Annotated in this window: 22 protein-coding genes and 1 riboswitch; of the genes, 15 read left to right on the top strand and 7 right to left on the bottom strand. The window is 46.4% G+C overall.

Annotated elements, in window-relative coordinates:
* The first annotated feature begins 8 nt into the window (after positions 1-8).
* From ACWXW9_RS03565 to ACWXW9_RS03550, 4 genes are all read left to right on the top strand, one after another.
* The gene (locus ACWXW9_RS03565; protein ID WP_137060749.1) at positions 9-440 is read left to right on the top strand and encodes a DUF1641 domain-containing protein; all 432 of its coding nucleotides are present in this window, start codon (positions 9-11) and stop codon (positions 438-440) included.
* 27 nt (positions 441-467) lie between these two features.
* Positions 468-1,649 (top strand): NAD(P)/FAD-dependent oxidoreductase, encoded by a 1,182-nt coding sequence (locus tag ACWXW9_RS03560; RefSeq protein WP_149094272.1) that lies wholly within the window; start codon positions 468-470, stop codon positions 1,647-1,649.
* Between the two features lie 211 nt (positions 1,650-1,860).
* A complete protein-coding gene (locus ACWXW9_RS03555; RefSeq protein WP_494928305.1) occupies positions 1,861-2,985 on the top strand; it encodes a hypothetical protein in 1,125 nt (374 codons plus the stop codon).
* A gap of 59 nt (positions 2,986-3,044) precedes the next feature.
* Positions 3,045-3,839 (top strand): stalk domain-containing protein, encoded by a 795-nt coding sequence (locus ACWXW9_RS03550; RefSeq protein ID WP_494928304.1) that lies wholly within the window; start codon positions 3,045-3,047, stop codon positions 3,837-3,839.
* 163 nt (positions 3,840-4,002) lie between these two features.
* On the opposite strand, the gene ACWXW9_RS03545 is transcribed toward ACWXW9_RS03550, so the two are convergent.
* A complete protein-coding gene (locus tag ACWXW9_RS03545; RefSeq protein ID WP_494928303.1) occupies positions 4,003-5,046 on the bottom strand; it encodes a stalk domain-containing protein in 1,044 nt (347 codons plus the stop codon).
* Between the two features lie 270 nt (positions 5,047-5,316).
* Positions 5,317-5,493, bottom strand: a complete 177-nt coding sequence (locus ACWXW9_RS03540; RefSeq protein ID WP_068939077.1) for a CsbD family protein — start codon at positions 5,491-5,493, stop codon at positions 5,317-5,319.
* 154 nt (positions 5,494-5,647) lie between these two features.
* On the opposite strand from ACWXW9_RS03540, the gene ACWXW9_RS03535 reads away from it, so the two are divergent.
* The 3 genes from ACWXW9_RS03535 (at position 5,648) to ACWXW9_RS03525 (ending at position 6,756) form a co-directional block, all read left to right on the top strand.
* Positions 5,648-6,163: a DUF2179 domain-containing protein gene (locus tag ACWXW9_RS03535; protein WP_025683910.1), complete on the top strand. Its 516-nt coding sequence runs from the start codon at positions 5,648-5,650 to the stop codon at positions 6,161-6,163.
* A gap of 73 nt (positions 6,164-6,236) precedes the next feature.
* Complete coding sequence (locus ACWXW9_RS03530; protein ID WP_044644292.1) at positions 6,237-6,437, top strand: cold-shock protein; 201 nt, start codon at positions 6,237-6,239, stop codon at positions 6,435-6,437.
* 106 nt (positions 6,438-6,543) lie between these two features.
* Positions 6,544-6,756: a cold-shock protein gene (locus ACWXW9_RS03525; protein ID WP_354450286.1), complete on the top strand. Its 213-nt coding sequence runs from the start codon at positions 6,544-6,546 to the stop codon at positions 6,754-6,756.
* A gap of 137 nt (positions 6,757-6,893) precedes the next feature.
* Here the strand turns inward: ACWXW9_RS03525 and ACWXW9_RS03520 are convergent, their stop codons facing one another.
* The 3 genes from ACWXW9_RS03520 to ACWXW9_RS03510 all read right to left on the bottom strand — a co-directional run bounded on the left by ACWXW9_RS03520 (position 6,894) and on the right by ACWXW9_RS03510 (position 10,508).
* Positions 6,894-7,907 carry a substrate-binding domain-containing protein gene (locus ACWXW9_RS03520; protein ID WP_494928302.1) on the bottom strand — a complete coding sequence of 338 codons (1,014 nt, stop codon included), beginning with the start codon at positions 7,905-7,907 and terminating at the stop codon, positions 6,894-6,896.
* A 229-nt stretch (positions 7,908-8,136) separates the two neighbouring features.
* On the bottom strand, positions 8,137-9,336 hold the full coding sequence (locus ACWXW9_RS03515) for a glycoside hydrolase family 130 protein (RefSeq protein WP_494928301.1): 1,200 nt from the start codon (positions 9,334-9,336) through the stop codon (positions 8,137-8,139).
* On the bottom strand, positions 9,333-10,508 hold the full coding sequence (locus ACWXW9_RS03510; protein ID WP_494928300.1) for an AGE family epimerase/isomerase: 1,176 nt from the start codon (positions 10,506-10,508) through the stop codon (positions 9,333-9,335). The genes ACWXW9_RS03515 and ACWXW9_RS03510 overlap by 4 nt, the downstream gene beginning before the upstream one ends.
* A gap of 322 nt (positions 10,509-10,830) precedes the next feature.
* On the opposite strand from ACWXW9_RS03510, the gene ACWXW9_RS03505 reads away from it, so the two are divergent.
* The 6 genes from ACWXW9_RS03505 to ACWXW9_RS03480 all read left to right on the top strand — a co-directional run bounded on the left by ACWXW9_RS03505 (position 10,831) and on the right by ACWXW9_RS03480 (position 17,396).
* Positions 10,831-12,153, top strand: a complete 1,323-nt coding sequence (locus ACWXW9_RS03505) for an ABC transporter substrate-binding protein (RefSeq protein ID WP_494928299.1) — start codon at positions 10,831-10,833, stop codon at positions 12,151-12,153.
* Between the two features lie 67 nt (positions 12,154-12,220).
* The gene (locus tag ACWXW9_RS03500) at positions 12,221-13,105 is read left to right on the top strand and encodes a carbohydrate ABC transporter permease (protein ID WP_149094265.1); all 885 of its coding nucleotides are present in this window, start codon (positions 12,221-12,223) and stop codon (positions 13,103-13,105) included.
* A 2-nt stretch (positions 13,106-13,107) separates the two neighbouring features.
* Positions 13,108-13,941 carry a carbohydrate ABC transporter permease gene (locus ACWXW9_RS03495; RefSeq protein ID WP_494928298.1) on the top strand — a complete coding sequence of 278 codons (834 nt, stop codon included), beginning with the start codon at positions 13,108-13,110 and terminating at the stop codon, positions 13,939-13,941.
* A gap of 45 nt (positions 13,942-13,986) precedes the next feature.
* Positions 13,987-15,036, top strand: a complete 1,050-nt coding sequence (locus ACWXW9_RS03490; protein ID WP_494928297.1) for a glycoside hydrolase family 130 protein — start codon at positions 13,987-13,989, stop codon at positions 15,034-15,036.
* An 11-nt stretch (positions 15,037-15,047) separates the two neighbouring features.
* The gene (locus ACWXW9_RS03485) at positions 15,048-16,007 is read left to right on the top strand and encodes an acetylxylan esterase (RefSeq protein WP_494928296.1); all 960 of its coding nucleotides are present in this window, start codon (positions 15,048-15,050) and stop codon (positions 16,005-16,007) included.
* Positions 16,008-16,063: 56 nt separating this feature from the next.
* Positions 16,064-16,163, top strand: a riboswitch (purine riboswitch).
* 69 nt (positions 16,164-16,232) lie between these two features.
* Positions 16,233-17,396, top strand: coding sequence for an MFS transporter (locus ACWXW9_RS03480; protein ID WP_494928295.1), 1,164 nt, complete (start codon positions 16,233-16,235; stop codon positions 17,394-17,396).
* Between the two features lie 112 nt (positions 17,397-17,508).
* Here the strand turns inward: ACWXW9_RS03480 and ACWXW9_RS03475 are convergent, their stop codons facing one another.
* Both ACWXW9_RS03475 and ACWXW9_RS03470 read right to left on the bottom strand, forming a co-directional pair.
* On the bottom strand, positions 17,509-18,237 hold the full coding sequence (locus ACWXW9_RS03475) for a hypothetical protein (protein ID WP_494928294.1): 729 nt from the start codon (positions 18,235-18,237) through the stop codon (positions 17,509-17,511).
* Positions 18,218-19,636 (bottom strand): AAA family ATPase, encoded by a 1,419-nt coding sequence (locus tag ACWXW9_RS03470; RefSeq protein WP_494928293.1) that lies wholly within the window; start codon positions 19,634-19,636, stop codon positions 18,218-18,220. The genes ACWXW9_RS03475 and ACWXW9_RS03470 overlap by 20 nt, the downstream gene beginning before the upstream one ends.
* A gap of 186 nt (positions 19,637-19,822) precedes the next feature.
* On the opposite strand from ACWXW9_RS03470, the gene ACWXW9_RS03465 reads away from it, so the two are divergent.
* Positions 19,823-19,966, top strand: a complete 144-nt coding sequence (locus ACWXW9_RS03465) for an RAxF-45 family protein (protein ID WP_494928292.1) — start codon at positions 19,823-19,825, stop codon at positions 19,964-19,966.
* A 106-nt stretch (positions 19,967-20,072) separates the two neighbouring features.
* On the top strand, positions 20,073-22,175 hold the full coding sequence (gene abc-f, locus ACWXW9_RS03460; protein WP_494928291.1) for a ribosomal protection-like ABC-F family protein: 2,103 nt from the start codon (positions 20,073-20,075) through the stop codon (positions 22,173-22,175).
* The last annotated feature ends 459 nt before the right edge of the window (positions 22,176-22,634 follow it).

Genomic DNA, 22,634 nt, shown 5'->3' with positions numbered 1-22,634 from the left:
GTTCACGCATGTCTGAAAACCAACAAGAGGTGGCTGTAACACAAGAAGCTACTAAAGAGTCTCGGGATGTATTGGACCAATTGATGAAACCGGAGGTTCAGCAATCGCTGACCGTACTGGTTGAGAATCTGCCCAAGTTGACTGAGATGGTTACTTTGATGACCGACGCTTATGATGTAGCCCGTAGTTTGGCAACCGACCCTGTATTTATCGGCGATATGAAAAGCTCCATGGGAGAGTTTGTGAAGCCTGTTACAGATTCGGCTAAAGGTTTGGCTTCTGCTGCCATTGAAGCAGGAGACCGCGTACAAACTACAGACGGCAGTGTAGGTCTGTTTGGCCTGCTCAAAATGCTTAAAGATCCGAATGTACAAAAAACGCTGCGTTTCAGCCAGGCTTTCCTGGATATTCTGAATGAGCGCCAACGCGAGAGCAAATAATTACCTGATCAAGAACGGAGGATGGACATGTCGAAGCAAATTTTGATCTTGGGCGGCGGATACGGCGGCTTGCTGGCCGCTCTGACAGCACGCCAGCATCTGGACGCTAGCCAAGCAACCATTACAGTGGTAAACCGCTTTGCGTCGCACCAAATTATTACGGAGCTGCACCGTTTGGCGGCAGGTACAATTGCCGAGAAAGCTGTTGCGCTTCCTTTGGAGAAACTGCTGCGTAACAAAGAAATTATCCTGAAAGTGGATACTGTTTCGGAAATCAAACCGGACGATAAAAAAGTAACTCTGGCCAGTGGCGCTACGTTGAGCTATGATGCTCTCGTTATTTCCCTGGGCAGCGAAACGGCTTACTTTGGTATTCCGGGTCTGCAAGAACACAGCTTCACGCTGAAATCAGTGGCAGAAGCAAACCGCATTCGCGCACACGTAGAAGCTCGTCTGGATGCTTACAAGCAATCCGGCAACAAAGCGGACGCTACAATCGTTATCGGTGGTGGCGGTCTGACTGGTGTCGAGCTGGTGGGCGAATATGCTGACAAGCTGCCTGCGGTTTGTCGTGAAAAAGGCATTAACTACGAAGATATTAACCTGTATTGCGTAGAAGCTGGACCATCTATTTTGGCAGGCTTCCCTCAAGCACTGGTTGATCGTGCAGTAACAAGCCTTGAAAAACGTGGCGTTCAAATCGTAGCCGGTGTTCCGATTACAGAAATGAAAGCCGACGAAGTTCTGCTCAAAGACGGACGTTCGATCCAAACGAACACCCTGATCTGGACAGGCGGCGTACAAGGCAACGCACTGGTTGGCGCATCCGGTATCGAAGTGAACCGTGGCCGCGCAACCGTGAACGGTGCACTGCAATCCACTTCCCATGAAGACATCTTCCTCGCTGGCGACAGCGCAGTGGTGTTCCCTGGTGAAGGCGAGCGTCCATACCCTCCAACTGCACAGTTGGCTTGGCAAATGGGCGAAACCGTTGGTTATAACATTTTTGCTTACTTCAACGGAGCGAAAATGGAAAACTTTAACCCAGTATTCTCCGGTACGCTGGGCAGCTTGGGCAGAACAGACGCGATCGGTACTGTGGGTGCGAATGGCACCCAACTGAAAGGCGCTGTAGCCACTTTGATGAAGGAAGGCAGTAACATCCGTTACCTGTCCCACATTAAAGGACTTTTTGCATTGGCCTATTAATATTTCTTACTTTTTATATGCTTCATTGGAAGAGAGCGCTGTTCTGCGCTCTCTTTTTGTTGCATCTTTTTTTGATATGTAATTCAACCTTCTATATGTCATGATGTGTAAAAAGATATGTTCTTTATTTAGGAACCAATTGTAAATTGTGGTTGAAAATATACATTTGTGGAGGTATGCTAGTTTTGAAAAATAACTAGGAGGTTTGTGTATGTTTAGGAAAAAAAAGTTTTTAGGCATGGGATTGGCAACCATTCTCATGTGCTCCTCACTTTCGGGAAGCCTCGCCTATGCGGAATCGAAAACTAGCACGTACGACGCTTCATTTTTTGAAAATCTCAAACAGCGGGCCATAGTCCATGAGCTTCAAGAACACAAGATCGCTGTTAATCCGAAAGCATCTATTGCTGAACTGCTGAATACAGCGGATAGTACATCACTAAAGAGTAAGAATAATAGTGATCTACAACAAAATCTGGAGAAGCTTAACAAAGCGGAATACATATATCTTACGCTCGATGGAGAAGTATACAGCTCAGAAAAAGGTTATGTAGGCATGGCCGATAAAGTTGAACCAAAAGAGGATAGTGTAACGGATGCTACTTATAAAGTAGAGGGTCTCCTGAATGAGACGGTTAACAACCATAATATTTCTGTCGCAAGTAAAAACAATCCTACTCCTTCGCAAGTCAATGGTGGCACCTCAGGAGCCTTTTCACGAATTCAATTAAATTTTAATGGGTTTGACGGCGTGAATGGGAGAGTACAAGTTCCTTTTGTTTATAATTTGGGAGTTGAAGAGCAACCATGGATATATTTCGGTTTTGATTCCCCAAGAGGAAAAGTAATTGAGGGGGGATTTGCTTATCAGACTGGGCGAAAAGTGTGGCAGGGTTACATCAGGAACAGCAATGGATTTGATTATTCTTTAGGCACTTGGCCAAGTGGACAAACAGTTAGAAATGTTAAATTTTATATTGATAAAAATACCTATGATTCTTACCTTTCAATGGAAAATAGTGAAGTTATTGTTATGCAAACTCCTTTTAATTCGTCGGACTTATCTTCTATGTCTCTCAAAAGAGTAATATCAATCGCAAAAGATAATTTTAATGGTAATAATATATATGGACAATCAGATGGGGCATTTATGGATTTAGTGGTGTCTAAAACAAATTCAGATTATTATTATCCATGGGAAAACTATTCAGAGTATTCTTTGTGGGATGGAGCACAATGGCATGGTACCATTGATTGGCCTACTTATTATGTTCAGTACTTCGACAACCAAGATAACCGAAGGCTAACTGCCACCATTAAGAATCGAAATAGATAGTTATTTCAAGACCTCTGCGAATGAGTGATTACTATTGCTTACACATACAGGAGAATTGTATGAAAACTAAAACTAATTTTTTAATATGTTTTGTAGTTGTTTTACTTTTTTTTGGGCCGAATACAGAGAGTATAGTTGCTCAATCACAAGGGGCCATTCCTATCCAGCTTAAAATAAACGATTTCTACATTCTATATACTCAACCTGAACCACCATTTGTTGATTCTAAAGGAAGGTTGTTAATTCCTCTCAAAGCTGTTGAGGATTTGATGGGGGGGAAAGTGGCTTACAATCCAGCGGATAGAACGGCAACAATCGGTTTATTGGGACAAAGCGTGTCAGCGGCCATTGGATCAAAGAGCATCCGTATTAACGGTGAGTCTGTAACTATGGATACCGTACCTGTTATGAAAGAGAATGCTATGTTTCTGCCTGTCTCGATGCTTGTCAAGGATACAGGCGCCAAGATGGAATGGGATGCCCAGCGAGGTCTACTGAAGTTGAACCATAAAAGCTTTAACAAAAGTAAAGTGCTTCTTAACTTTTTGGGACAGGATCTGGCGGAGGTAACGAATGAGGAAGCCTTTGATCTGCACAGTTATGAATGGAACGGCGCTGGTAAGTTGACGATTCATGCGAACTATGACAAAGGTCTTAAGTTTTCCAAGAAACAAGTGGACATTCATCCTTTGATAATGTACGGGAAAACTTACACTGTGGATCCTTACTCCAGACCGGGAACAGGGGGCACCATTCAATTTACTGGGGATGAACAACTGACGCTAAAACGTGACTTTGGTAAATCGAGTGAGAAAGTGCAGTATATTATTTCAGTGGGACGGCTTGTTGAATAGAGTGAATGGTGATTTGTGCGGGTCACCTCTGGGAATATAAGCAAAAAGAGACCGGATCTTTAAGGATCCGGTCTCTTTTTGATCGCGCTCGTAAATAACGTACAGGGAAATTAGCTAATTATAAAAGATCTTTCCCCATATGTTGTAAACAAACAAGCAATCCTTAGAAGGTAGCGATTTGGCTACTGTTCCCTTTATTACGGATGTACCCTTCCACTCTGTCAATGGATTCTCTATCTTTTAGCTGATCAATAATGCCATCTGTCAGGGTACTTCTTTGATTGTTCGAAAGTTTATTCCAATCATCCGAATTTACATACACATCCACCGTAGCTTTACTGCTGTCGCCTCTTACGCTGAAATCAAAGCCGTACCCGGCGTAGTTGCTGTATCTATCAAACAATGTACGTTGGATCGTGCTTGCGTCGAAAGATGTACCAATTTTTTTAATCGTAACATCGCCTCTGCTGTTGGTTGTAAAGCTCGCCAATTTATCGTTATTACTGGAGTTTCTAACCGTACCCTCAATATCAGCATTTTTATACTTTTTCAAAATATCTTCCACGATGTCTTCAAGGTAGCTCTCTTTTCTGCTGTCGGATAGGTCTGTCCATCTGGTCTTTGTCATTTCGATGGTCACCGTAATATCGCTTTTGTCGCCACTGAGCGAGATATCAGAATTAGTGCTATAGGCATCACTGTGATCATCGTTCAGTTCCTTTTGAAGATCCTTCAAGGAGCTAGAGCTGCTTTTGCTTGCATCATCTTTTAACGTCTGATTGTCTTTTTGCAATTGAGCGATGGTAGCGTCTTTAGTTGTGTTCGCTGCTTTCGCTGTGTTCAGTTCCTGAGTCAGCGTCGTAATCTGGTTGTTCAATGCTGTAACTGTAGATTGATCAATCGGAACGCCTTTGTCAGCAATGACTACGCGTTTGTTGGTACCGTCCCAATCTACTTTTTTATCCAAAGCTGTACCTGCCAGACGAAGCGGGAGATAAGTCACGCCATCCAGCATAAATGGTTCTGTTTTTGCATCATAAGGAACCTCAGTTCCGTTGTAGATGATTTTGATATTGTTATAAACTGCTTGGATCGGCTTAGTCACTTGCGCGGCATATGTGGATTGGCTGAAAAGAGCCCCCGATATGGCCAAGGCGGATACGGCAGTGATAATGACAGGCTTTTTCATAGATTTCAATGATTTCATTCGTTGGTCTACCCCTTTATTTAAGAATTATAGCCTAGTTCATAGACTAGAGTAACATTAATGCCTACAAAATCCAACACGTTTGGAGGGATATTAGCAGATGTGCTTATATTGGTTAGACGCAACAGCAACAGTAAAAGTTGCCCTGTTTTCGTAAAAGTTTTTTGAAAAGTCGTCCAACAAAACAAGTCAAACAAAATAAGCCCGCTGCAGAAGACAGCGAGGCTTGATGGGAAAATATTGCGTCAAAGCTTATATCCAAAGCACGAATTATTTGCCGTCCTTCAGCTTGCCTGCTGTTTCCTGAAGATGGCCTTTGGCCTTATCCAGCTTACCTTCGGCTTGAAGGGATTTATTATCCGTGGCATTCCCGATTTGATCCTTGATTTCACCTTTGGCTTTGTTAACATTACCTTTGATTTTATCGCTGATTCCGTTATCCTTCATGTTGTAGTCCTCCTTATGTGATCGAAATTTCATTCAGCATGCTGTAGTTAGTCTTTACCCGAGCGAGGGTGATGCGAAACGGAAAGCTGTGCGACATACAAGGGTATAATGATGGATACAGGCCAAATCAGAACGTGAAATGAGGAGTGGGCGTATGCTTAAAATTTTGTTATTTATTTTTGTTATCCAAATTATTTACGTGTCTGCGTATACACTGCGTATGATTTTGACGCTGAAAGGACAGAAGTACGTTGCTGCGCTCATAAGTACTGTAGAAGTTACGATCTATGTGCTGGGCCTGAACATGGTGCTTAAGTATTTGGATCAGGTGGCAAGTCTCGCGGTTTATGCCATCGGCTATGCGCTGGGTATTCTCATTGGAGCATGGATTGAGGAAAAAATAGCGCTCGGCTACGTAACCGTCAAGGTGATCAGCAATGAGGTCAACGGAGGTATCGCTAATGCGCTGCGTGACAAAGGGTACGGTGTTACAGCCTGGCTGGGCAGTGGGCGGGATGGAGATCGGCTGGTGATGGAAATTTTGGCTAAGCGGAAAAATCAGAACAAGCTGTACCAATCCATTCTGGATATTGATCCCAAGGCCTTTGTCATTACAGTGGAGCCGAAACAGTTTCATGGCGGCTTCTGGACCAAGGCGATCCGCAAATAAACATTTTGGAAAAATACGCATATTTTTCAGAGGATGGAGCATATTAATACCCGCACAGGAGGGATTTAACAATATGCCAACAGGAACAGTGAAATGGTTCAATGCAGATAAAGGTTTCGGCTTTATCGAGACAGAGGGCCAGGATATTTTTGTCCACTACAGCGCAATCGACGGCGAAGGCTTCAAGACGCTGGACGAAGGCCAACATGTCGAATTTAACGTGGTGGAAAGCCAGCGCGGGCCGCAGGCGGAGCATGTCACCAAGACCAGCTAAAACGGGTTAGGACGAGCTGGATCAGAGGAGCCTCTTTGTCGCTTCGTTGGGCGGGGCTCCCTTCTAATGTAGGGGATTACCCCATAAAACCGAGGGGGGAATGTAGATGTACAGACGCCAGGCTCCAGAGATTATCCCAGAGGAAGATACGGCGATTTGGTCGTGTACCAGCGAGGGCTGCAACGGCTGGATGCGAACGGATTTCACCTTTTTGAGTGAACCGGTTTGTCCGCTCTGCCAAGCCTCCATGGGACAGGAAACGCGGATGCTCCCGATTCTCAATCGAACGGGCAATTCTTTTGTGGCCCAACGCTCCTGAGTAAAGGCGAGTACGTTGACCACGTGTGTAGAATCTATGAACATCAAAAGCCGCTCCAGCGACATGCTGAGCGGCTTTTGGTTGTCGAATGGCAAAAGAATACAAGGCCGTTGTCCGAAGACGGGGTATACGTTTGATCACGGCCTCTCCATGCGCTGCACGGAATCACGATACACGATGTGACCTTGTACAAGGACCCGGCCAAAACGACTGCCGGGATGGCTTATTTTTTTCATCATGGATTCGATGGCAGTACGGGCCATCTGTTCAATGTCCACTCCGACGGTGGTCAACTGCGGAACAATAAGGGTGGCATATACATCGTTGTCGAAGCCAACAACAGAGCAATCTTCAGGCACGCGGTATCCCAGAGCAATGAGCTTTTGCACTAGGTTGTACGCGACCTGGTCACAGTTGCATACGAAGGCGGTCGGCAGTGGCTGAGGCAGCTCCATATCAACGTATACACCCTCGTCGTCCCGGTCGCTGAGTACCCACTCGTTACGCAGAGGCAGCCTGTGCTCCAGCAAGGATTTATAGTAGCCGAGGAAACGGTCCTGAATGCTACTGGTGGAGTAGAGATTACCCACATATGCAATGTCCCGGTGTCCCTGGGCGATCAAATAGTTGGTCAGCTCGTAGGCTCCGTAAAAATTATCGGTTACTACGGAGTCGATATCGGCATGCTCATCATAAAAATCAAGAAACATTTTGGGCAGGTCCATGGACTGCACTAGCTCAATATATGGCTTACTCACTTGTCCCAGAAGAATGAAGCCATCCACCTTGCGATCGTAATAGATACGTGGCAGATTAAGCTGTTCTTCGTCCTCGCGATGGAGGATGTGAAGAATGCCGTAGTAGCCGTAATGCTCGAGTTCCCGCGAAATTTGCTGATAGATGTGCAGATAAAACGATTGGCCGGGGCCGGTAAAACGCTCGGGAATGACAACACCAATGTTATAGGTGAGGCCCTCCTTCATGGACTTGGCAGCGGTATTGAAACGGTAGCCCATTTCGCCCGCAAGCGTCTTGATGCGCTCCTTTAGCTCATCGCTAACTCCATCCTTGTCATTGAGCGCCTTCGACACGGTCACGCTGCTAACCCCCAGCTTTTCTGCAATGTCCCGCATCGTTACGTTGCTCTTCATTTCCTGTTCCGCCTTCCAATTTAAAAAAGATCAACATCAGCAGCGTAGCCGCCCTGTCGAGAAAAATCAGCAGCATAGCTGTCCTGTAAACATAAAGATTAACAGCATAGCTGCCCTGTAAACATAAAGATTAGCAGTGTAGCTGCCCAGAGGACAACCATTAGCCTGCGGATAACAGTTGTTCTCTGGATAGTATACATGGTTCCGCATGCAGGATAAAGCTTGCGGCTTATGTCCGCTGCGAAGAATGAGGGCGTGCTTGCAACATCGCCTCATTGCGCTGAATCAGCTCACGGCGGACAGCGGCGCTGCCGAGTGAACGCAGTGGGTCAGGCGGTGTGTTGAACGTGTAGTCCTCCAAGCGGTCGATGGTCGTTGTTGCCACGTGGATACGGGTATCACTGGAGGCGTAGTAAATAAAGACTTCATTTTGCTCGTTAACCACTGCTCCATTGCAAAAAATAACGTTTGAGACATCCCCGACACGCTCTTCATCATAAGGGGCTATAAAATGCCCGCCGGGCTTGGCGATGACGTGTGAAGGGTCCTCCAGGCTGGTCGCAAAGGTGTACAGCACATATCGCAAACCAGCGGCGGTATTGCGTACGCCATGAGCGATATGAATCCAGCCGCGGCTGGTCTTGATCGGAGCGGGCCCTTGCCCGTTCTTGGCTTCGTACACCGTATGATAGCAGCGCTCGTCAATCACTGTTTCGCTCTCAATCACAGGCTGTGTAATATCCTCGCACAGACCGAAGGCAATGCCGCCGCCCGAGCCGGTTGAAATAAATCCGTCCTGCGGACGCGTGTAAAAGGCGTATTGGCCGTTCACGAATTCGGGGTGCAGGACAACGTTACGCTGTTGCGGTGATCGGGTGGAGATATTCGGTAGACGGGTCCATGTGCGAAGATCGCGGGTGCGGACCAGTCCGGCCTGAGCGACAGCGCTGGAGGTGTCGTGTGCTGGTGCGTCAGGGTCCTTTTTCTCCGAACAATAAATGCCGTAGATCCAGCCGTCCTCATGCTTCACCAGCCGCATATCGTACATATTCGTTTCGTCCGGGTCGATATCGTCCCATATCAATGGGGCATCGATGAACCGGAACTGGTCAATACCGTTATCGCTCTCGGCCAGGGCGAAAAACGATTTCCGATCCAGCCCCTCGGTGCGGGAAACCAGTATATATTTGCCCTCATGATAGATTGCGCCCGGGTTTAACGCTGCATTCACGCCCAGACGCTCCATGAAAAACGGGTTCGTTTGCGCGTTCAAATCAAACCGCCAGTGCAGCGGGACGTGATGACGTGTGAGTACAGGGTAACGGTAGCGTTCGTAGATGCCATTGTAAAAGGTGGTGTTGACCTCATTCGGGCGTGTAATCAGTTCCTCTTGCTGCACCAGCAGCTTATTGTATTGAGTATGAATCATTTCGTTCCCATCCTTTCCAGCATTTCGATGCAAAATCGGCTGTTGTGATAAGGGCATTTCCAAGGTCCAGCAATCTCTCTCGGATCAGGCTTGCCATCCGCTTGAACGGACCAGAACCATTCACCTCCAGGTCGTGGATCTACGATATACTGCCGAGTGTAGGCCCATAAATCCCGTACAATCTGTAAGAAACGTTCGTCCTGTGTTCGTTGATACGCATTGTAAAAGCCGACGATTCCTTCTGCCTGTACCCACCATATGCGCGAGGTGTCTACCCGATTGCCTTCCCGTTCGTTGATCAGTGAACCATCTGGCTGAACAGCACGTTCGGCTACCGCATGGGCGATATCCACCACCATGTCTACATATTCCGGGGGATGGTGCCCCAGTACGTTCATAGCTTCCTCAATCAGCCAACTGGCTTCAATGTCGTGACCGTACGAGGTCAGGTCGAGCAGAGAGCGCCAGTCACTGTCGAAAAATACCCCCAATCGCCGGGCGGAAACATCGTAAACACGACTGTATAAAATGTCCAGTACATTCACCAGTGCATCTCGCACGCTTTCATCCGGCCATACGCGCAGTAATTGGGTATACGCTTCCAGAACATGAATATGTGTATTCATGGTGATATGTGCAGTAACCCCGTTTTCGCTGAGCAGCTCATTGGGCTGTGTGTTCCACATACGGTCAAATTGTTCACCATATGCCTGGCGGGTGCGATCATATCCTTTTTGCTCCAGCAGGTGAAACAGCTCCTTAGCTAGTGGCAGTGCATCGGGGTCGCCCGTTGCCCCCGCATATTCGGACAAGGCATAAATGGCGAATGCCTGTGCATAGACGTGCTTGCAGGTGTCGGCAGGACGGCCCGTATGATCTGCCATCCAGTACATTCCTCCATATACCGGGTCTATCAGGTGCTCTTGCAGGAACAAGAAAGCGTGTCGTGCGGCATCCTTATAGATGCGTTCCCCGGTCACACGGGCTGCCGCCGAGAACGACCAGAGTAACCGTGCAGTGGCAATCCCGCCCTTGTCCGCCTTCGTATGGATGTGCAGATCGACATCCACCTCACCATAAAATCCACCGTGCGCTTCATCCTTCAACCTTAGCCAGAATGGGAGTATATGATCCTTCCATTCCTGTCTGATCTCATGTAGCAATGTATCCAAGAGGCAAAACCCTCCTTTGTAAATTATATTAGGTTATCGTTAACTTTATTTAAAATCATAATCACGTATTTCAAAGCTGTCAACTCTCCTGAAACATAACCGTTACTCCAAGGATAATGGTTATGTTTCAGGGCAGCTATGCTGCTGACGTTATTACTCTGGGTGGGAAGGACTGTCCTATTTTTATTGACATTGTGAAACTTTTATAGCTCAGCTTGTATATTCGTAAAATAATAAAATTGACATAGTAAGCGTTATCATAATAAAATAATTTTGTTAGTTTAACGATAACCTTATTTCAAAAAGCAGGAGGGGTCGTTTTATGAAGTTGTCCAAGGTTTTGGTGCCGTTACTATCGGTGCTATTGTTAGCGGGGTTGTTTGCAGGGTGTGCCCCAAAAGGATCAGATACGCCAGCAGCCAGCTCTGATCCGAAGGATATGGAAGGTGAAATCACGGTCATTACACAACGGACAGACATTGTGGATACGGTGTTTCAGGACTACGCCAAGGAATTTAACAAGCTTTATCCGAAGGTGAAGGTCAATTTTCAGGCATTAGCCGATTATGAGAGCCAAATTAAAATTCGGATGGGCACCAGGGATTACGGAGATGTTTTGCTTATTCCTACCAGCATTCCCATTGCAGAACTACCCGAATTTTTCGAGCCGCTGGGCACTTATGAGGAGATGAAAAGCAAGTATACCGGCATTGAAGAACGTATGGTGGACAATAATGTCTACGGTATTCCGGTAGCAATGACGTATTCCGGTGTGATTTATAACAAAAATGTGTTCAAGGATGCGGGGATCACGCAACTTCCTAAAACCCCGGATCAATTTTTGAAAGCGCTACAGCAGATTAAGGACAAAACCAAGGCGGTGCCACTGTTTACGAACTATGCCTCCGGGTGGGCACTGACTCAGTGGGAAGCTGATTTGGCTACAGTGGCGGGTACGAAGGAATATGTGAACGTCACACAGCCGAATACAGACGACAATTTTACGAAGGGTCAGCCTCACTATGAGCTGTATAAGATCATGTACGATGCGGCTAAAAATGGTCTGATCGAAAAAGACCCAACCACCACGGATTGGGAAACCTCCAAGGCGGATTTGGCTCAAGGGAAAATCGGTACGATGGTACTTGGCTCCTGGGCCATTGACCAGATCAAAAGCACAGCCACCAACAAGGATGATATCGGGTTTATGCCGTTTCCGACAAATGCCTCCAGGGTGCTTGTTCCGCTGGCAGGTGATTACAACCTCGGCATTAACGTAAACAGTGAAAATAAAGCAGCGGCCCGTGCTTGGGTGGACTGGTTTACCGAGAAGTCCAACTATGCTGTAGAGCAGGCGGGTAGCATCAGTCCGCTACAGGGTGCAAAATTACCTGAAATTTTGAAGCAATACGGAGATCAGGGAGTTGTCTTTGAAACACTTACTCCTTCGCCAAAAGGACAGGAAGGGATTGTTGATAAAATCGATAAAAAGGGAGAAATCGGCTTGTGGCAGCCGGACTTCAAGAAACGCATTATTGAGGCAGCGGTTGGTAACCGCCCGGAATCGTATGACACCATTATGAAGGATCTGAACGACGCATGGGTGAAGGCGCGTGCTGAAGTGGCTGCGAAGGAAGCCAAATAGTCATCTGAACTGACGATTAGAAAGGATCGACGTAGCAGTCGATGGACGGATAGCCAGGAGGTGCAGCATGTTTAAATTTTCGAATCTCAGCTACTCCAAACAAAGATTGGCGATTATTGCAGCCTTTTCATTTATTCCGCTGGCACTGCTGATCACTTTTGCGTACTTGCCGGTGATCAACATGTTCAAATACAGCTTTTCGGACTGGAACGGTTATAGTAAGCGTCTGGAATATGTGGGCTTTGAAAACTATATCAAAATCTTTACCGACCCTGAGTATTTCTCGGTGTTTAAGGTCAGTCTGTATTACTTTGTCGCTACGTTTGTACAGATGGGGCTGGCCCTTTATTTTGCAACCATTCTCAGCTTTCAAACCTGGTTTAAAAATGTGTTTAAGGGCATTTTATTTTTCCCTTCCCTGATGAACGGGGTGGCCATTGGTTTTATTTTTCTATTCTTCTTCAAGCCGGACGGCACGCTGGATACACTACTTCAGGCACTGGGGCTGGGCTCGTATATCAAGCTGTGGCTGGGCAACCCGGAGATTATCAACATTTCACTGGCGGGCACGTCGATCTGGAGATACATGGGCTTTAACTTTATTGTGTTTCTCGGTGCGATTTCCTCCATATCAAGTGATCTGTATGAAGCGTCTGATATGGACGGGGCCAACCGCTGGCATCAGTTTCGGTACATTATTTTGCCGAGTATCAAGCGGATTTTGCAGTTGAATCTCATCTTGGCGATTAGCGGTGCGATCAGTGCATTCGATATTCCGTATATTATGACTGGCGGCTCCAATGGCAGTAAAACGTTCGTCATTCAAACGATTGACGTGGCGTTCAAGTACAGCAAGGTTGGTCTGGCCTCGGCGATGGCGGTTATTTTGCTGCTGATTGTGATCGTGGTTACGCTGCTGCAACGTTTGCTGATTCGGGGAGAGGAGGATTAACCGTGTATATGCTAAAAAGAATGCTGGCGAACGGCATCAAGTATGCCGCACTGTTGCTGGGTGCGTTCGTCGCACTGCTTCCGATTGTCGTGATTTTGTTTGCTTCCTTGAAGACAAAGACTGAATATGCGGCTACCAGTCCTCTGACTCCTCCGGACAATTGGTTCAATTGGGCCAACTATGCCAAAGCCTTTGTGAACGGCAACATGCTGACCGGATTTGTGAACACGGGCTTTATTCTGATCATTTCGATCATCGGCGCGACGTTGACCGGCTCTATGATCGCGTATATTTTGAATCGTTTTAAATTTAAAGGCAAAAGCCTTATGCTGGGTGCGTTTTTGCTCGCAACCCTCATTCCGGGGGTAACGACACAGGTATCGACATTCCAGATTATCAACAAGCTGGAACTGTTTAACACGCCTTGGGCAGCTATTTTGCTGTATTTGGGAACCGATATTATTGCGGTGTATATTTTTCTGCAATTTCTGGATTCCATTGCGGTGGCACTGGACGAATCGGCCATGTTGGATGGTGCCTCCTATCTGACCATCTACTGGCGCATTATTTTGCCCCTGCTCAAGCCCGCCATTGTGACGGTCATTATTATCAAGGGGGTTAATATTTACAACGATTTTTACACCCCGTTTCTGTATATGCCCAAAACAAGCCTTCAGGTCATTTCGACGGCGTTGTTCAAGTTTAAAGGGCCGTATGGCTCGCAATGGGAAGTGATCAGCGCGGGTATAATCATTGCTATTATTCCGACGTTAATTGCATTTTTGGCATTACAAAAATATATCTATAACGGATTTGCACAGGGTTCAGTGAAATAGAAAAATCGATAAAATCAAGTGTCTCGGTGAGAGGAGAGCATATGTATGAGTAAATTGAATGTGGATTTGGATGTAGGTAACGTACGAATTGTGGGAGACAGTCTGCCGGAAATGCCGTGGCAAGATAAGCCTGAAGGCAGTGAGGCTCCGGTATGGAGACATACTGAGAATCCGGTCATTGGACGCAATCCGGTGCCGGGCATTGCCCGTATTTTCAACAGTGCAGTAGCTCCGTATGAGGGGCGGTTTGTGGGGGTGTTTCGGGCGGAAACGATTAATGGACGCCCGCATTTGCATCTGGGCTGGAGTGACGACGGGTTGGCTTGGGACATCGAAACGGAACGCTTGCATTTGGTCGATGAGGAAGGGAACGATTACCAGCCTAATTATGCTTACGATCCGCGTCTGGTCCGAGTGGAGGACACGTATTATATCATCTGGTGTACAGATTTTTACGGTGCGGCGTTGGGGATAGCGCAAACGAAGGATTTTAAAAACTTTGTACGATTGGAAAATCCGTTCCTGCCGTTTAATCGAAACGGTGTGCTATTCCCCCGCAAACTAAACGGAAACTATGTGTTGCTATCCCGTCCGAGCGACAGCGGTCATACGCCGTTTGGTGATATTTTTCTCAGTGAAAGTCCGGATCTGGTGTATTGGGGCAAGCACCGTCATGTGATGAGCAAGGGCGGACAGGGCTGGTGGCAATCCGTGAAGATTGGCGGCGGTCCGGCTCCGATTGAGACGACCGAGGGCTGGCTGATGTTCTACCACGGGGTGACGGGCACGTGTAACGGGCTGGTATACAGCATGGGAGTAGCCGTTCTTGACCTGGATGATCCATCTAAGGTTAAATATCGTTCCTCCAATTTCGTGCTGACCCCGGAAGAGTGGTATGAGGAACGTGGCTTTGTGCCAAACGTAGTGTTCCCGTGTGCTACGTTGCATGATGCGGACACCGGACGGATTGCGATCTATTATGGAGCCGCCGACACGTATGTAGGTGTCGCATACACGACAGTATCCGACATGATGAAGTATGTCATCGCAACGGATGAAGTGGTCGCAGACGACCATGAGTCGGGCCGGATGTAGGAGGGACTCGAATGCCGGAGGATATGTCTTTACAGCAATTGCAGTTGTATACGGGCAGTAGTCCGAAGCCGCCGGATTTTGATGCGTACTGGGAACGGGCGCTACAGGAACTGGAGCGGCAGCCGCTGGATTATACGCTGGAGCCAGCCGATTTTGTCTCTCCGCTGGTGGAGTGCTTTCATCTGTATTTTACAGGATTAGGAGGAGCGAAGGTTCATGGAAAGCTCGTCCGACCCAAGCATTTTATAGAAAAAGGTCCGGCTTTGGCGATGTTTCACGGATATTCCTGTGACAGTGGCGACTGGTTCGATAAAGTGAGCTATGCGGCACATGGATTTACCGTGCTGGCTCTGGATTGTCGGGGGCAAGGCGGGTTATCCGAGGACAACTTGCAGGTTCAGGGAACGACGATTCGCGGGCATATCATCCGGGGAATCGACGACCCGGACCCGGATCGGCTCTATTACCGCAATGTATTTCTGGATACAGTGCAGACGGTGCGTATTCTGATGTCGATGGAGCAGGTAGACCCTGATCGAATCGGCGCATTCGGCTGCTCCCAAGGGGGAGCATTGACAGTTGCCTGTGCTGCATTGGAGCCACGTGTACGTGTAGCGGTTCCGGTATATCCGTTCCTGTCGGACTATAAAAGAGCCTGGGCGCTGGATGCCACCACATCCGCATATGAGGAGCTGGTGTATTATTTTCGCTGGTTTGATCCGAACCATGTGCGCGAGGAAGAGTTATTTCACCGACTAGGCTACATCGATATTCAACATTTGGCAGATCGTATTCGCGGTCGGGTACTATTTGTGACGGGGTTGTCGGATACGGTTTGCCCACCCTCCACGCAGTATGCGGTGTACAATAAAATCGTATCGGACAAGGAAATGCTCCTGTATCACGAATACGGCCATGAATACTTACCATATCTGTCGGATCGCGCCATGAGCGAATTTTTACAGCTTTAGGGGGTTGAACTTCGGGTTAGGCTCCTTTATAGTAATGTCTATAACCTTCGTGATGCGTGATTAATGAATGTCCCATTTGTATAACCTCAATAATATGGTTTGAGGGTCTCTACCAGGAACCGATAAATCCTGATTACAAAAAATGTGCGTCTTTGTACATTTCTTGTGGTCAGGATTTTTTTACGTATATCGAGGGATTTACATGATAGCAAAGGAGCTTATGTAATGAACTTTAAAGTAGTTATCTTAACGATTGCGACCTTTACGGTGGGACTGGTGGAGTTAATTATCGGTGGCGTTCTGCCCCAGATTGCGCAGGATTTGAATGTCTCCGTAAGCACGGCGGGACAGCTTATTATGATCTACGCGCTTGTCTATGCTATCGCCGGGCCGACTTTATTGGCGCTGACCGCCAGAATTGAACGAAAACGGCTGTATTTATGGTCGATGTTTATTTTTATTCTGGGAAGCCTGTTGGCCTTCTGGAGTCCGAATTATGCGGTCTTATTTATATCCCGTATCGTTACCGCCGCAAGTGGATCATTGATTGTAACGTTATCGCTGACGATTGCCGTCAAAGTGGTGTCCAAGGCTTATCAGGCCCGGGTTCTCGGTGTGATCTCCATGGGGGTTAGCTCGTCCATCGTGCTTGGTATTCCAGCCGGGGTGCTGATTGGAAATGCGTTTGGTTGGCGGGTGCTGTTCCTGATTATCGCCGTGTTGACGGTAGTTGCTATGATCGTCATGAACTTGTTTATGGAGCGGATTCCGACGGAGCATGTCGTGCCGATGCGCGAGCAACTGAAATCCTTGAAAAATGTGAAGGTGATTAGTGCGCATCTGGTGACTACGCTAACGTTGGCGGGCCATTACACACTGTATGCGTATTTCACTCCATTTATGGAGAATATGATGGGCTTGAACGCATCGTGGATTAGTGTCGCCTATTTTGTATTTGGGCTTTCGGCCGTTGGGGGCGGTTTTATTGGCGGCTCTTTGGCGGATCGTTTTGGCACAGCGAAGAGTATTTTAATCATTGTGGGCGTATTTATCGCCGTGATGTTCTTGCTGCCATTCTCGGTTCACTCGATGTATGTATTTGCGCCGTTGCTGATCATCTGGGGAATATTGAGCTGGGCCTTGTCCCCGCCGATGCAGAGCTATCTCATCGAAAATGCCCCCGAATCAGGAAGTATTCAGCAAAGCTTCAATTTCTCTGCTCTCCAGATCGGGATTGCTCTCGGTTCAGCCTTGGGCGGTGCGGTAATTGAGAATAGTGAATCGGTTGCCACGAACGCCTGGGTAGGCGGGGCTTTTGTGATTGTCGCTTTTGTATGTGGCGTATTTTCGATTACGAGAAGCGGGACATTGCAGACGCTTAGGAATTAGAGCCATTATGACTTAGATGTTATTTTTCTATGAGTCCCAGGTTTCTCGAAAGAAACTTGGGATTTTTTTCTTAATTAGTACATATAAGGTCGTAAATTTAAATTATTTAATACTACTCCTTTTTATTGGTTAGGGTGTTCAAGATATCGAAAATGATATGAAAGTTAGTATATCTCCCCAATGAATGATGACCATCCTGTATAAAATCCCAAGTTTCTTTTAAGGTACCAGTTACCACAAAACTGTTATCCTTAAAAAAATTCAAAAAATCATCAGGCTTATTCTTGAATCTGCCACTGAATGTTCTGGCTTTTGAGGTTTTATATTCTTCTTCTAGATTTCTTTCATCATGAATAATATGATCCAGATTGCAAGAGAAATATAATAGGTAGTAAGGAATATCTTTTTTGATCGTTGTTGCGGAATACATTGTTTTTAAACTATGAGCTTTATTTTTGTTCCTTCTTCTGATTTCCAAGGCTTTATGTGGCTCAGATACTTTTATAGAATCACTTAGATACAGTAATTTCCTATCCAAAGTGTGATCTACGATGACTGAATCATCTTTAATGAAAGTTCCATCTGTATTTGTAATTTGGATGACAGCTAAGATATCCTTTTTAGTGTATTTTGTTTCATTCATCACTTTCTGAATTTCGTCCCCAACGACGGCCTTTGCACCTTTATTGGATGCTCTGGTGAAAATGTCTCCGTTTGAAAAATGAATATGTACATCAAATAGTTCTTTGGCATATTTGGTGATTGTCGAAAGCGCTCGTTCATCCGAAACGCCTTCGACGATTATGATTACTGCCCTTTTCCTAGCCATGATTCCATTCATCTGCTTCTTCAAAAGCGTCCATTATGGAGTATCTATCTGTAACTTCATACACTGACTCATCATCATTTCCGAGTTGAATTGCTCTAAAATAAACATCCCTGATGTTATTGGTATCTTTAATGCCTTTCAAATGGATGAAACGATTTTCTGGGTTTGTGGACGTGAAGACTAAGTTATCTTTGTTTAAAACCTCTAATAAACGTAAATTGTGAGAAGTAAATAACAATTGTCCTTTTCCACTGTCGTTTAGTATTTTAACGATCTCTCCTAAAAGATATTCAAATATCCCTGCGTCCAGTTCGTCAATAATAATACAAGCATTTGGGTCATTGTACATAACAATTAATGAACTAAGAATTGAAATTAATTTTTTAATTCCATCAGATTCACAAGCAATGGGCAATACTTTGTTTTCTCTGATGGAGACAAGTTCAGCCCTCATACCACGAACTCCATCTTTTAATGTTTCCTCACCCAAAGGTCTTAGTTCTACAGTTAATCCTGGTATAATTTCTTTCAAGACCTTACTAATTGATGAGAACATACTATGCATCATATTAAAAAGCTTAATTGCCATTTTTCTAGGTTCATTACTCGGGAATATCATAATACTGTAACTAGTTTCTCCGGTGTTCACATCTTGCCGCTTATAATGTACAGGTATTAAAATATTAGCAAGAGTAAGACTAGATTGTTGGTTATTCAGAACAAATAGATTATTGGCGAAATTCTCTTTCAAAATACGGAATAGTTCAAAGGCTTCCTGATCAAGTATTGTTTTGACTAGTTCCATTCCTTCTTTTCTAAAAAAGAAGGACGTATACTCTTTAAAAGCTAGTTGGGAATTGACTTTATAAAGAACAAAAGAATCGCTCTTGTTTAACTTGATTTTCTTATAGATGGTCTGGGGGCCTACCGAATAATCCTCATCGTTGCTTCTGGAGAACTGGATAGCAGTTTTAGGTCTAGATCCTTTTTTAATTTCTTTATACTTAATCTCTTCTTTGGATACATGTATTGAGATTTCTGAAGAGATGTTTTCCAAATCAGGATTTTCAAAATTCTCATTAGTAAATTTAGTCAGCTCTAAATTGTAGAGAACTTCGAATAATTTATCATTTAACTTAATCATAAAAGTAAAATTTAAACTTGCAGAGTCACTGTCCTGATAAATCAAACGGGCATACTCTTTTTTTAATCTGTCGCCATTTAATAAAGCATGGAGAATTTCAAATATTTCGACAATAGCCGTTTTACCAGAACCATTCTGCCCATATATACCTAAAACGTCTGCATTATTGAATGATTGGGTTTTTGAGCTAGGGAAGGATATTTTACCATCAATTATATTTTTGAAGTTTTTGGCTTCTAAATCGGATATCCTTACTCTAATATTCATTATTTTGTCTCCTAAACCTCATTTTTGATTATTATTTATATATATAGAATATTATATGCCAAAATGAACGATAAATAAACTGAAAATATTTATTTTTCTTATGAAAATACTTGAGGCATTCCCCTCTTTTATCATGCAAGAAATTATGCTATACTACACCCAATTATGAAGAAGGAGGTGAGGTAGGTGAATCACGAGATGCTGAACAACCGTATTAGCCAGCTGCCGATTGCTATGGCTGGCATTATGCATGCTTTTCCATTCAACGGGAGAAGTCTGTCCAATTTTAAGCATACGGTTATAAACATCGCGAGAAGACGCCTACCTTAACTCGAACGGATTGCTGTATCATCCAAAGAGTCGCGGGCTACTAGCTCCTGCGGCTCTTTTTGTGTTGCGCGGGTAAGGGTCTTCCTAAATAAAGGAGAGCCTAAACATGTATATCGTGAACAGTCAACAATTGAAAAAATACCACGGTGCCAATCTGATTCTGGACGGTTCATCGTTTGATATTCATACGGGGGAAAAGGTGGGACTCATCGGTCGCAACGGAAGCGGTAAAACCACCCTGTTGCGCCTCATTGCGCGTTTGTCCCGACCGGATGAAGGACAGCTCGTCATCGCCAAGGATACGAAAATCGGCTATTTGCCGCAAATCCCGGCAGAGTTTGAACACTTGAGCGTATACGAAACGCTGGCTTACGCCTATCGTGAGCTGAAGGATTGCCGTAATCAGATGAGCGAGCTGGAGCGTGAAATGTCCGATCCGATTGTAGCTGCGGATGCGGATCGTTTGGAAAAGCTGCTGCAATCGTATGCTGCCTTGCAAGAACGGTTTGAGCGAAGCGGCGGCTATGAAATGGATGCGAATATCGATCAGGTAGCTGACGGGCTGCGTATTGCCAAAGCCATGTATACGCGCAGCTTCGGTTCCCTGTCCGGCGGGGAGAAAACGAAAATTGCACTCGCGTCCCAACTCATCGGACGACCGGATCTGTTGCTGCTGGATGAGCCGACCAACCATTTGGATTTAAAAGGTCTGGAATGGCTGGAACAATTTTTGCAAGGCTATACGGGTGCGTGTGTGGTTGTATCCCATGATCGTTATTTTCTGGATCGCGTTGCCGTCAAGATGATTGAGCTGGAGGATGGCGAGGCGTTTACGTATTATGCAAACTACAGTGGCTACGTCAAGGAAAAGGAAGAACGGCTGCTGCTGCAATTTGAGGATTATAAGGAACAGCAAAAGCGGATCAAGAAGATGAAAGAGGCCATTCGGCGTCTTGAAGAGTGGGGACGCAATGGGGATAACGAAAAGTTTTTTAAAAAAGCGAACTCGATCCGTAAAGCATTAGAGCGCATGGAGCTGGTGAAGCGGCCTGTACTGGACCCGCAAGGGGCTGAGTTTAATTTGAGGCTGGAGGACCGTTCGGGCCGGCGGGTGCTGCATTTCGAAGAAATAGCCAAAGCCTACGGGGAGCGCCAGATATTAAACGGTGCTACAGGAAGTCTGGAATTCGGCGAAAAGGTCGCTCTGCTGGGAGATAACGGTTCGGGAAAAACGACACTGCTCAAGCTGTTGCTCGGTCAGGAGAGTGCCGATGCAGGCATGGTGCAATGGGGCGCACGCGTGGAGTATGGATATTTGGCGCAGCAGGAAAGAGAGCGGGACAGTCGTGCGACCGTGCTTGTGTACTTCAAAGATGAAGCGGGCGTCGAGGAAGGCGAGGCACGCGGGCTACTGGCGAAGTATTTGTTCTACGGAGCAGATGTGTTTAAGCCTGTTAGCATGCTGTCCGGTGGAGAGTGGTCCCGCTTGCGGCTGGCGTTGCTGGTCATGAAAAAGCCGAACTTGCTGGTGCTGGATGAGCCGACCAACCATTTGGACATCGACTCACGTGAGGCGCTGGAGGAAGCGCTGGACAGTTACACAGGAACCGTGCTGACGATTTCGCACGACCGTTATTTTGTGAATAAGCTGGCCGGGCGTGTCTGGGAGCTGGAGGACGGAAAGCTGGCCTCCTATCTGGGCGGCTTCGATGAATACCGGGCGAAGAAGCGGGAGCTGGAACACGCCCGCTTCCTGAGCACAGGAGATGCCGGGGGGCGCACGGCATCCGGAAGCAGAGCCGCAGCAGGTGGCGGCTCAGGCTTGGGCGGGGCTGCATCTGCCAGTGCAGCCAGCAACGGAACGGCTTCGGCTGCGCGGACAGGAGCGCCTGCCGAAGCCGATGCGAGCCGCACGCGTCCGGGTGCGGCAGGCCGTTTGGACTCGCCCGCCGCAGGTGGCGGGCTGTCCGCTGGCACGGGGGCACGCGGAGCGAAGGCCGCGAAGCCATCCCGCACGCCCGCCGTATCCAGCGAGCGGCTGGAGCGGGCGATTGCCGCCAAGGAAGCGGAATTGGCGGCGGCGGATGCCGAGCTGGACCAGCTCAGCACAAGCGACGACACGTCGCATATGGCGGAGCTGTGGGATGCGCGTGAGTGGCTGCAAGCGGAGCTGGACACGCTGCTCGGCGAGTGGATTGAACTGGCGTAGGTGGCGGGATGGTCACTGGATGAGCATTGCTAGAGCAACAACGGTATAATTTTATACAAAGCATAGCCCTGAGGTAGAACGTTCGCCGCAGGGCTATTTGGGTACGGTTTATAGAAACATCGAATGATAATTAATAACCACATATTAATATAAATGAATATTTATAAATTATATTCATGCATTTGGTATATACCTTTTTCATTTTGCAACATGTGATATTCTTGTGTCTATAGAGATATTATACAACATTGTTAAAAGAAGTTTTGGTTGCCAACAAAGAACATACATATAAATTGTCCACGTAGTATATGGCAATATTTCGAGTGGGTGACGATCTGGTCGGGGTGTTGTTCATATAAATCCTTCTTTACGTTGTAAAGAAGGAAAATCATTCGACGGGCGAATTTTTGGCAGCTCGTTGAAAATGAAGGGTACGACTAAAAACGAAAGGGGGAGAAT

This window comes from Paenibacillus sp. LT-B23, assembly GCF_059417685.1.
This window is presented reverse-complemented; position numbering and strand designations above follow the sequence as displayed.

What these genes read in the sequence shown, in the direction of transcription:
- ACWXW9_RS03565 (WP_137060749.1), top strand. Translation starts at nt 9, where the DNA reads ATGTCTGAAAACCAACAAGAGGTGGCTGTAACACAAGAAGCTACTAAA.
- ACWXW9_RS03560 (WP_149094272.1), top strand. Translation starts at nt 468, where the DNA reads ATGTCGAAGCAAATTTTGATCTTGGGCGGCGGATACGGCGGCTTGCTG.
- ACWXW9_RS03555 (WP_494928305.1), top strand. Translation starts at nt 1,861, where the DNA reads ATGTTTAGGAAAAAAAAGTTTTTAGGCATGGGATTGGCAACCATTCTC.
- ACWXW9_RS03550 (WP_494928304.1), top strand. Translation starts at nt 3,045, where the DNA reads ATGAAAACTAAAACTAATTTTTTAATATGTTTTGTAGTTGTTTTACTT.
- ACWXW9_RS03545 (WP_494928303.1), bottom strand. Translation starts at nt 5,046, where the DNA reads ATGAAATCATTGAAATCTATGAAAAAGCCTGTCATTATCACTGCCGTA.
- ACWXW9_RS03540 (WP_068939077.1), bottom strand. Translation starts at nt 5,493, where the DNA reads ATGAAGGATAACGGAATCAGCGATAAAATCAAAGGTAATGTTAACAAA.
- ACWXW9_RS03535 (WP_025683910.1), top strand. Translation starts at nt 5,648, where the DNA reads ATGCTTAAAATTTTGTTATTTATTTTTGTTATCCAAATTATTTACGTG.
- ACWXW9_RS03530 (WP_044644292.1), top strand. Translation starts at nt 6,237, where the DNA reads ATGCCAACAGGAACAGTGAAATGGTTCAATGCAGATAAAGGTTTCGGC.
- ACWXW9_RS03525 (WP_354450286.1), top strand. Translation starts at nt 6,544, where the DNA reads ATGTACAGACGCCAGGCTCCAGAGATTATCCCAGAGGAAGATACGGCG.
- ACWXW9_RS03520 (WP_494928302.1), bottom strand. Translation starts at nt 7,907, where the DNA reads ATGAAGAGCAACGTAACGATGCGGGACATTGCAGAAAAGCTGGGGGTT.
- ACWXW9_RS03515 (WP_494928301.1), bottom strand. Translation starts at nt 9,336, where the DNA reads ATGATTCATACTCAATACAATAAGCTGCTGGTGCAGCAAGAGGAACTG.
- ACWXW9_RS03505 (WP_494928299.1), top strand. Translation starts at nt 10,831, where the DNA reads ATGAAGTTGTCCAAGGTTTTGGTGCCGTTACTATCGGTGCTATTGTTA.
- ACWXW9_RS03500 (WP_149094265.1), top strand. Translation starts at nt 12,221, where the DNA reads ATGTTTAAATTTTCGAATCTCAGCTACTCCAAACAAAGATTGGCGATT.
- ACWXW9_RS03490 (WP_494928297.1), top strand. Translation starts at nt 13,987, where the DNA reads ATGAGTAAATTGAATGTGGATTTGGATGTAGGTAACGTACGAATTGTG.
- ACWXW9_RS03485 (WP_494928296.1), top strand. Translation starts at nt 15,048, where the DNA reads ATGCCGGAGGATATGTCTTTACAGCAATTGCAGTTGTATACGGGCAGT.
- ACWXW9_RS03480 (WP_494928295.1), top strand. Translation starts at nt 16,233, where the DNA reads ATGAACTTTAAAGTAGTTATCTTAACGATTGCGACCTTTACGGTGGGA.
- ACWXW9_RS03475 (WP_494928294.1), bottom strand. Translation starts at nt 18,237, where the DNA reads ATGAATGGAATCATGGCTAGGAAAAGGGCAGTAATCATAATCGTCGAA.
- ACWXW9_RS03470 (WP_494928293.1), bottom strand. Translation starts at nt 19,636, where the DNA reads ATGAATATTAGAGTAAGGATATCCGATTTAGAAGCCAAAAACTTCAAA.
- abc-f (WP_494928291.1), top strand. Translation starts at nt 20,073, where the DNA reads ATGTATATCGTGAACAGTCAACAATTGAAAAAATACCACGGTGCCAAT.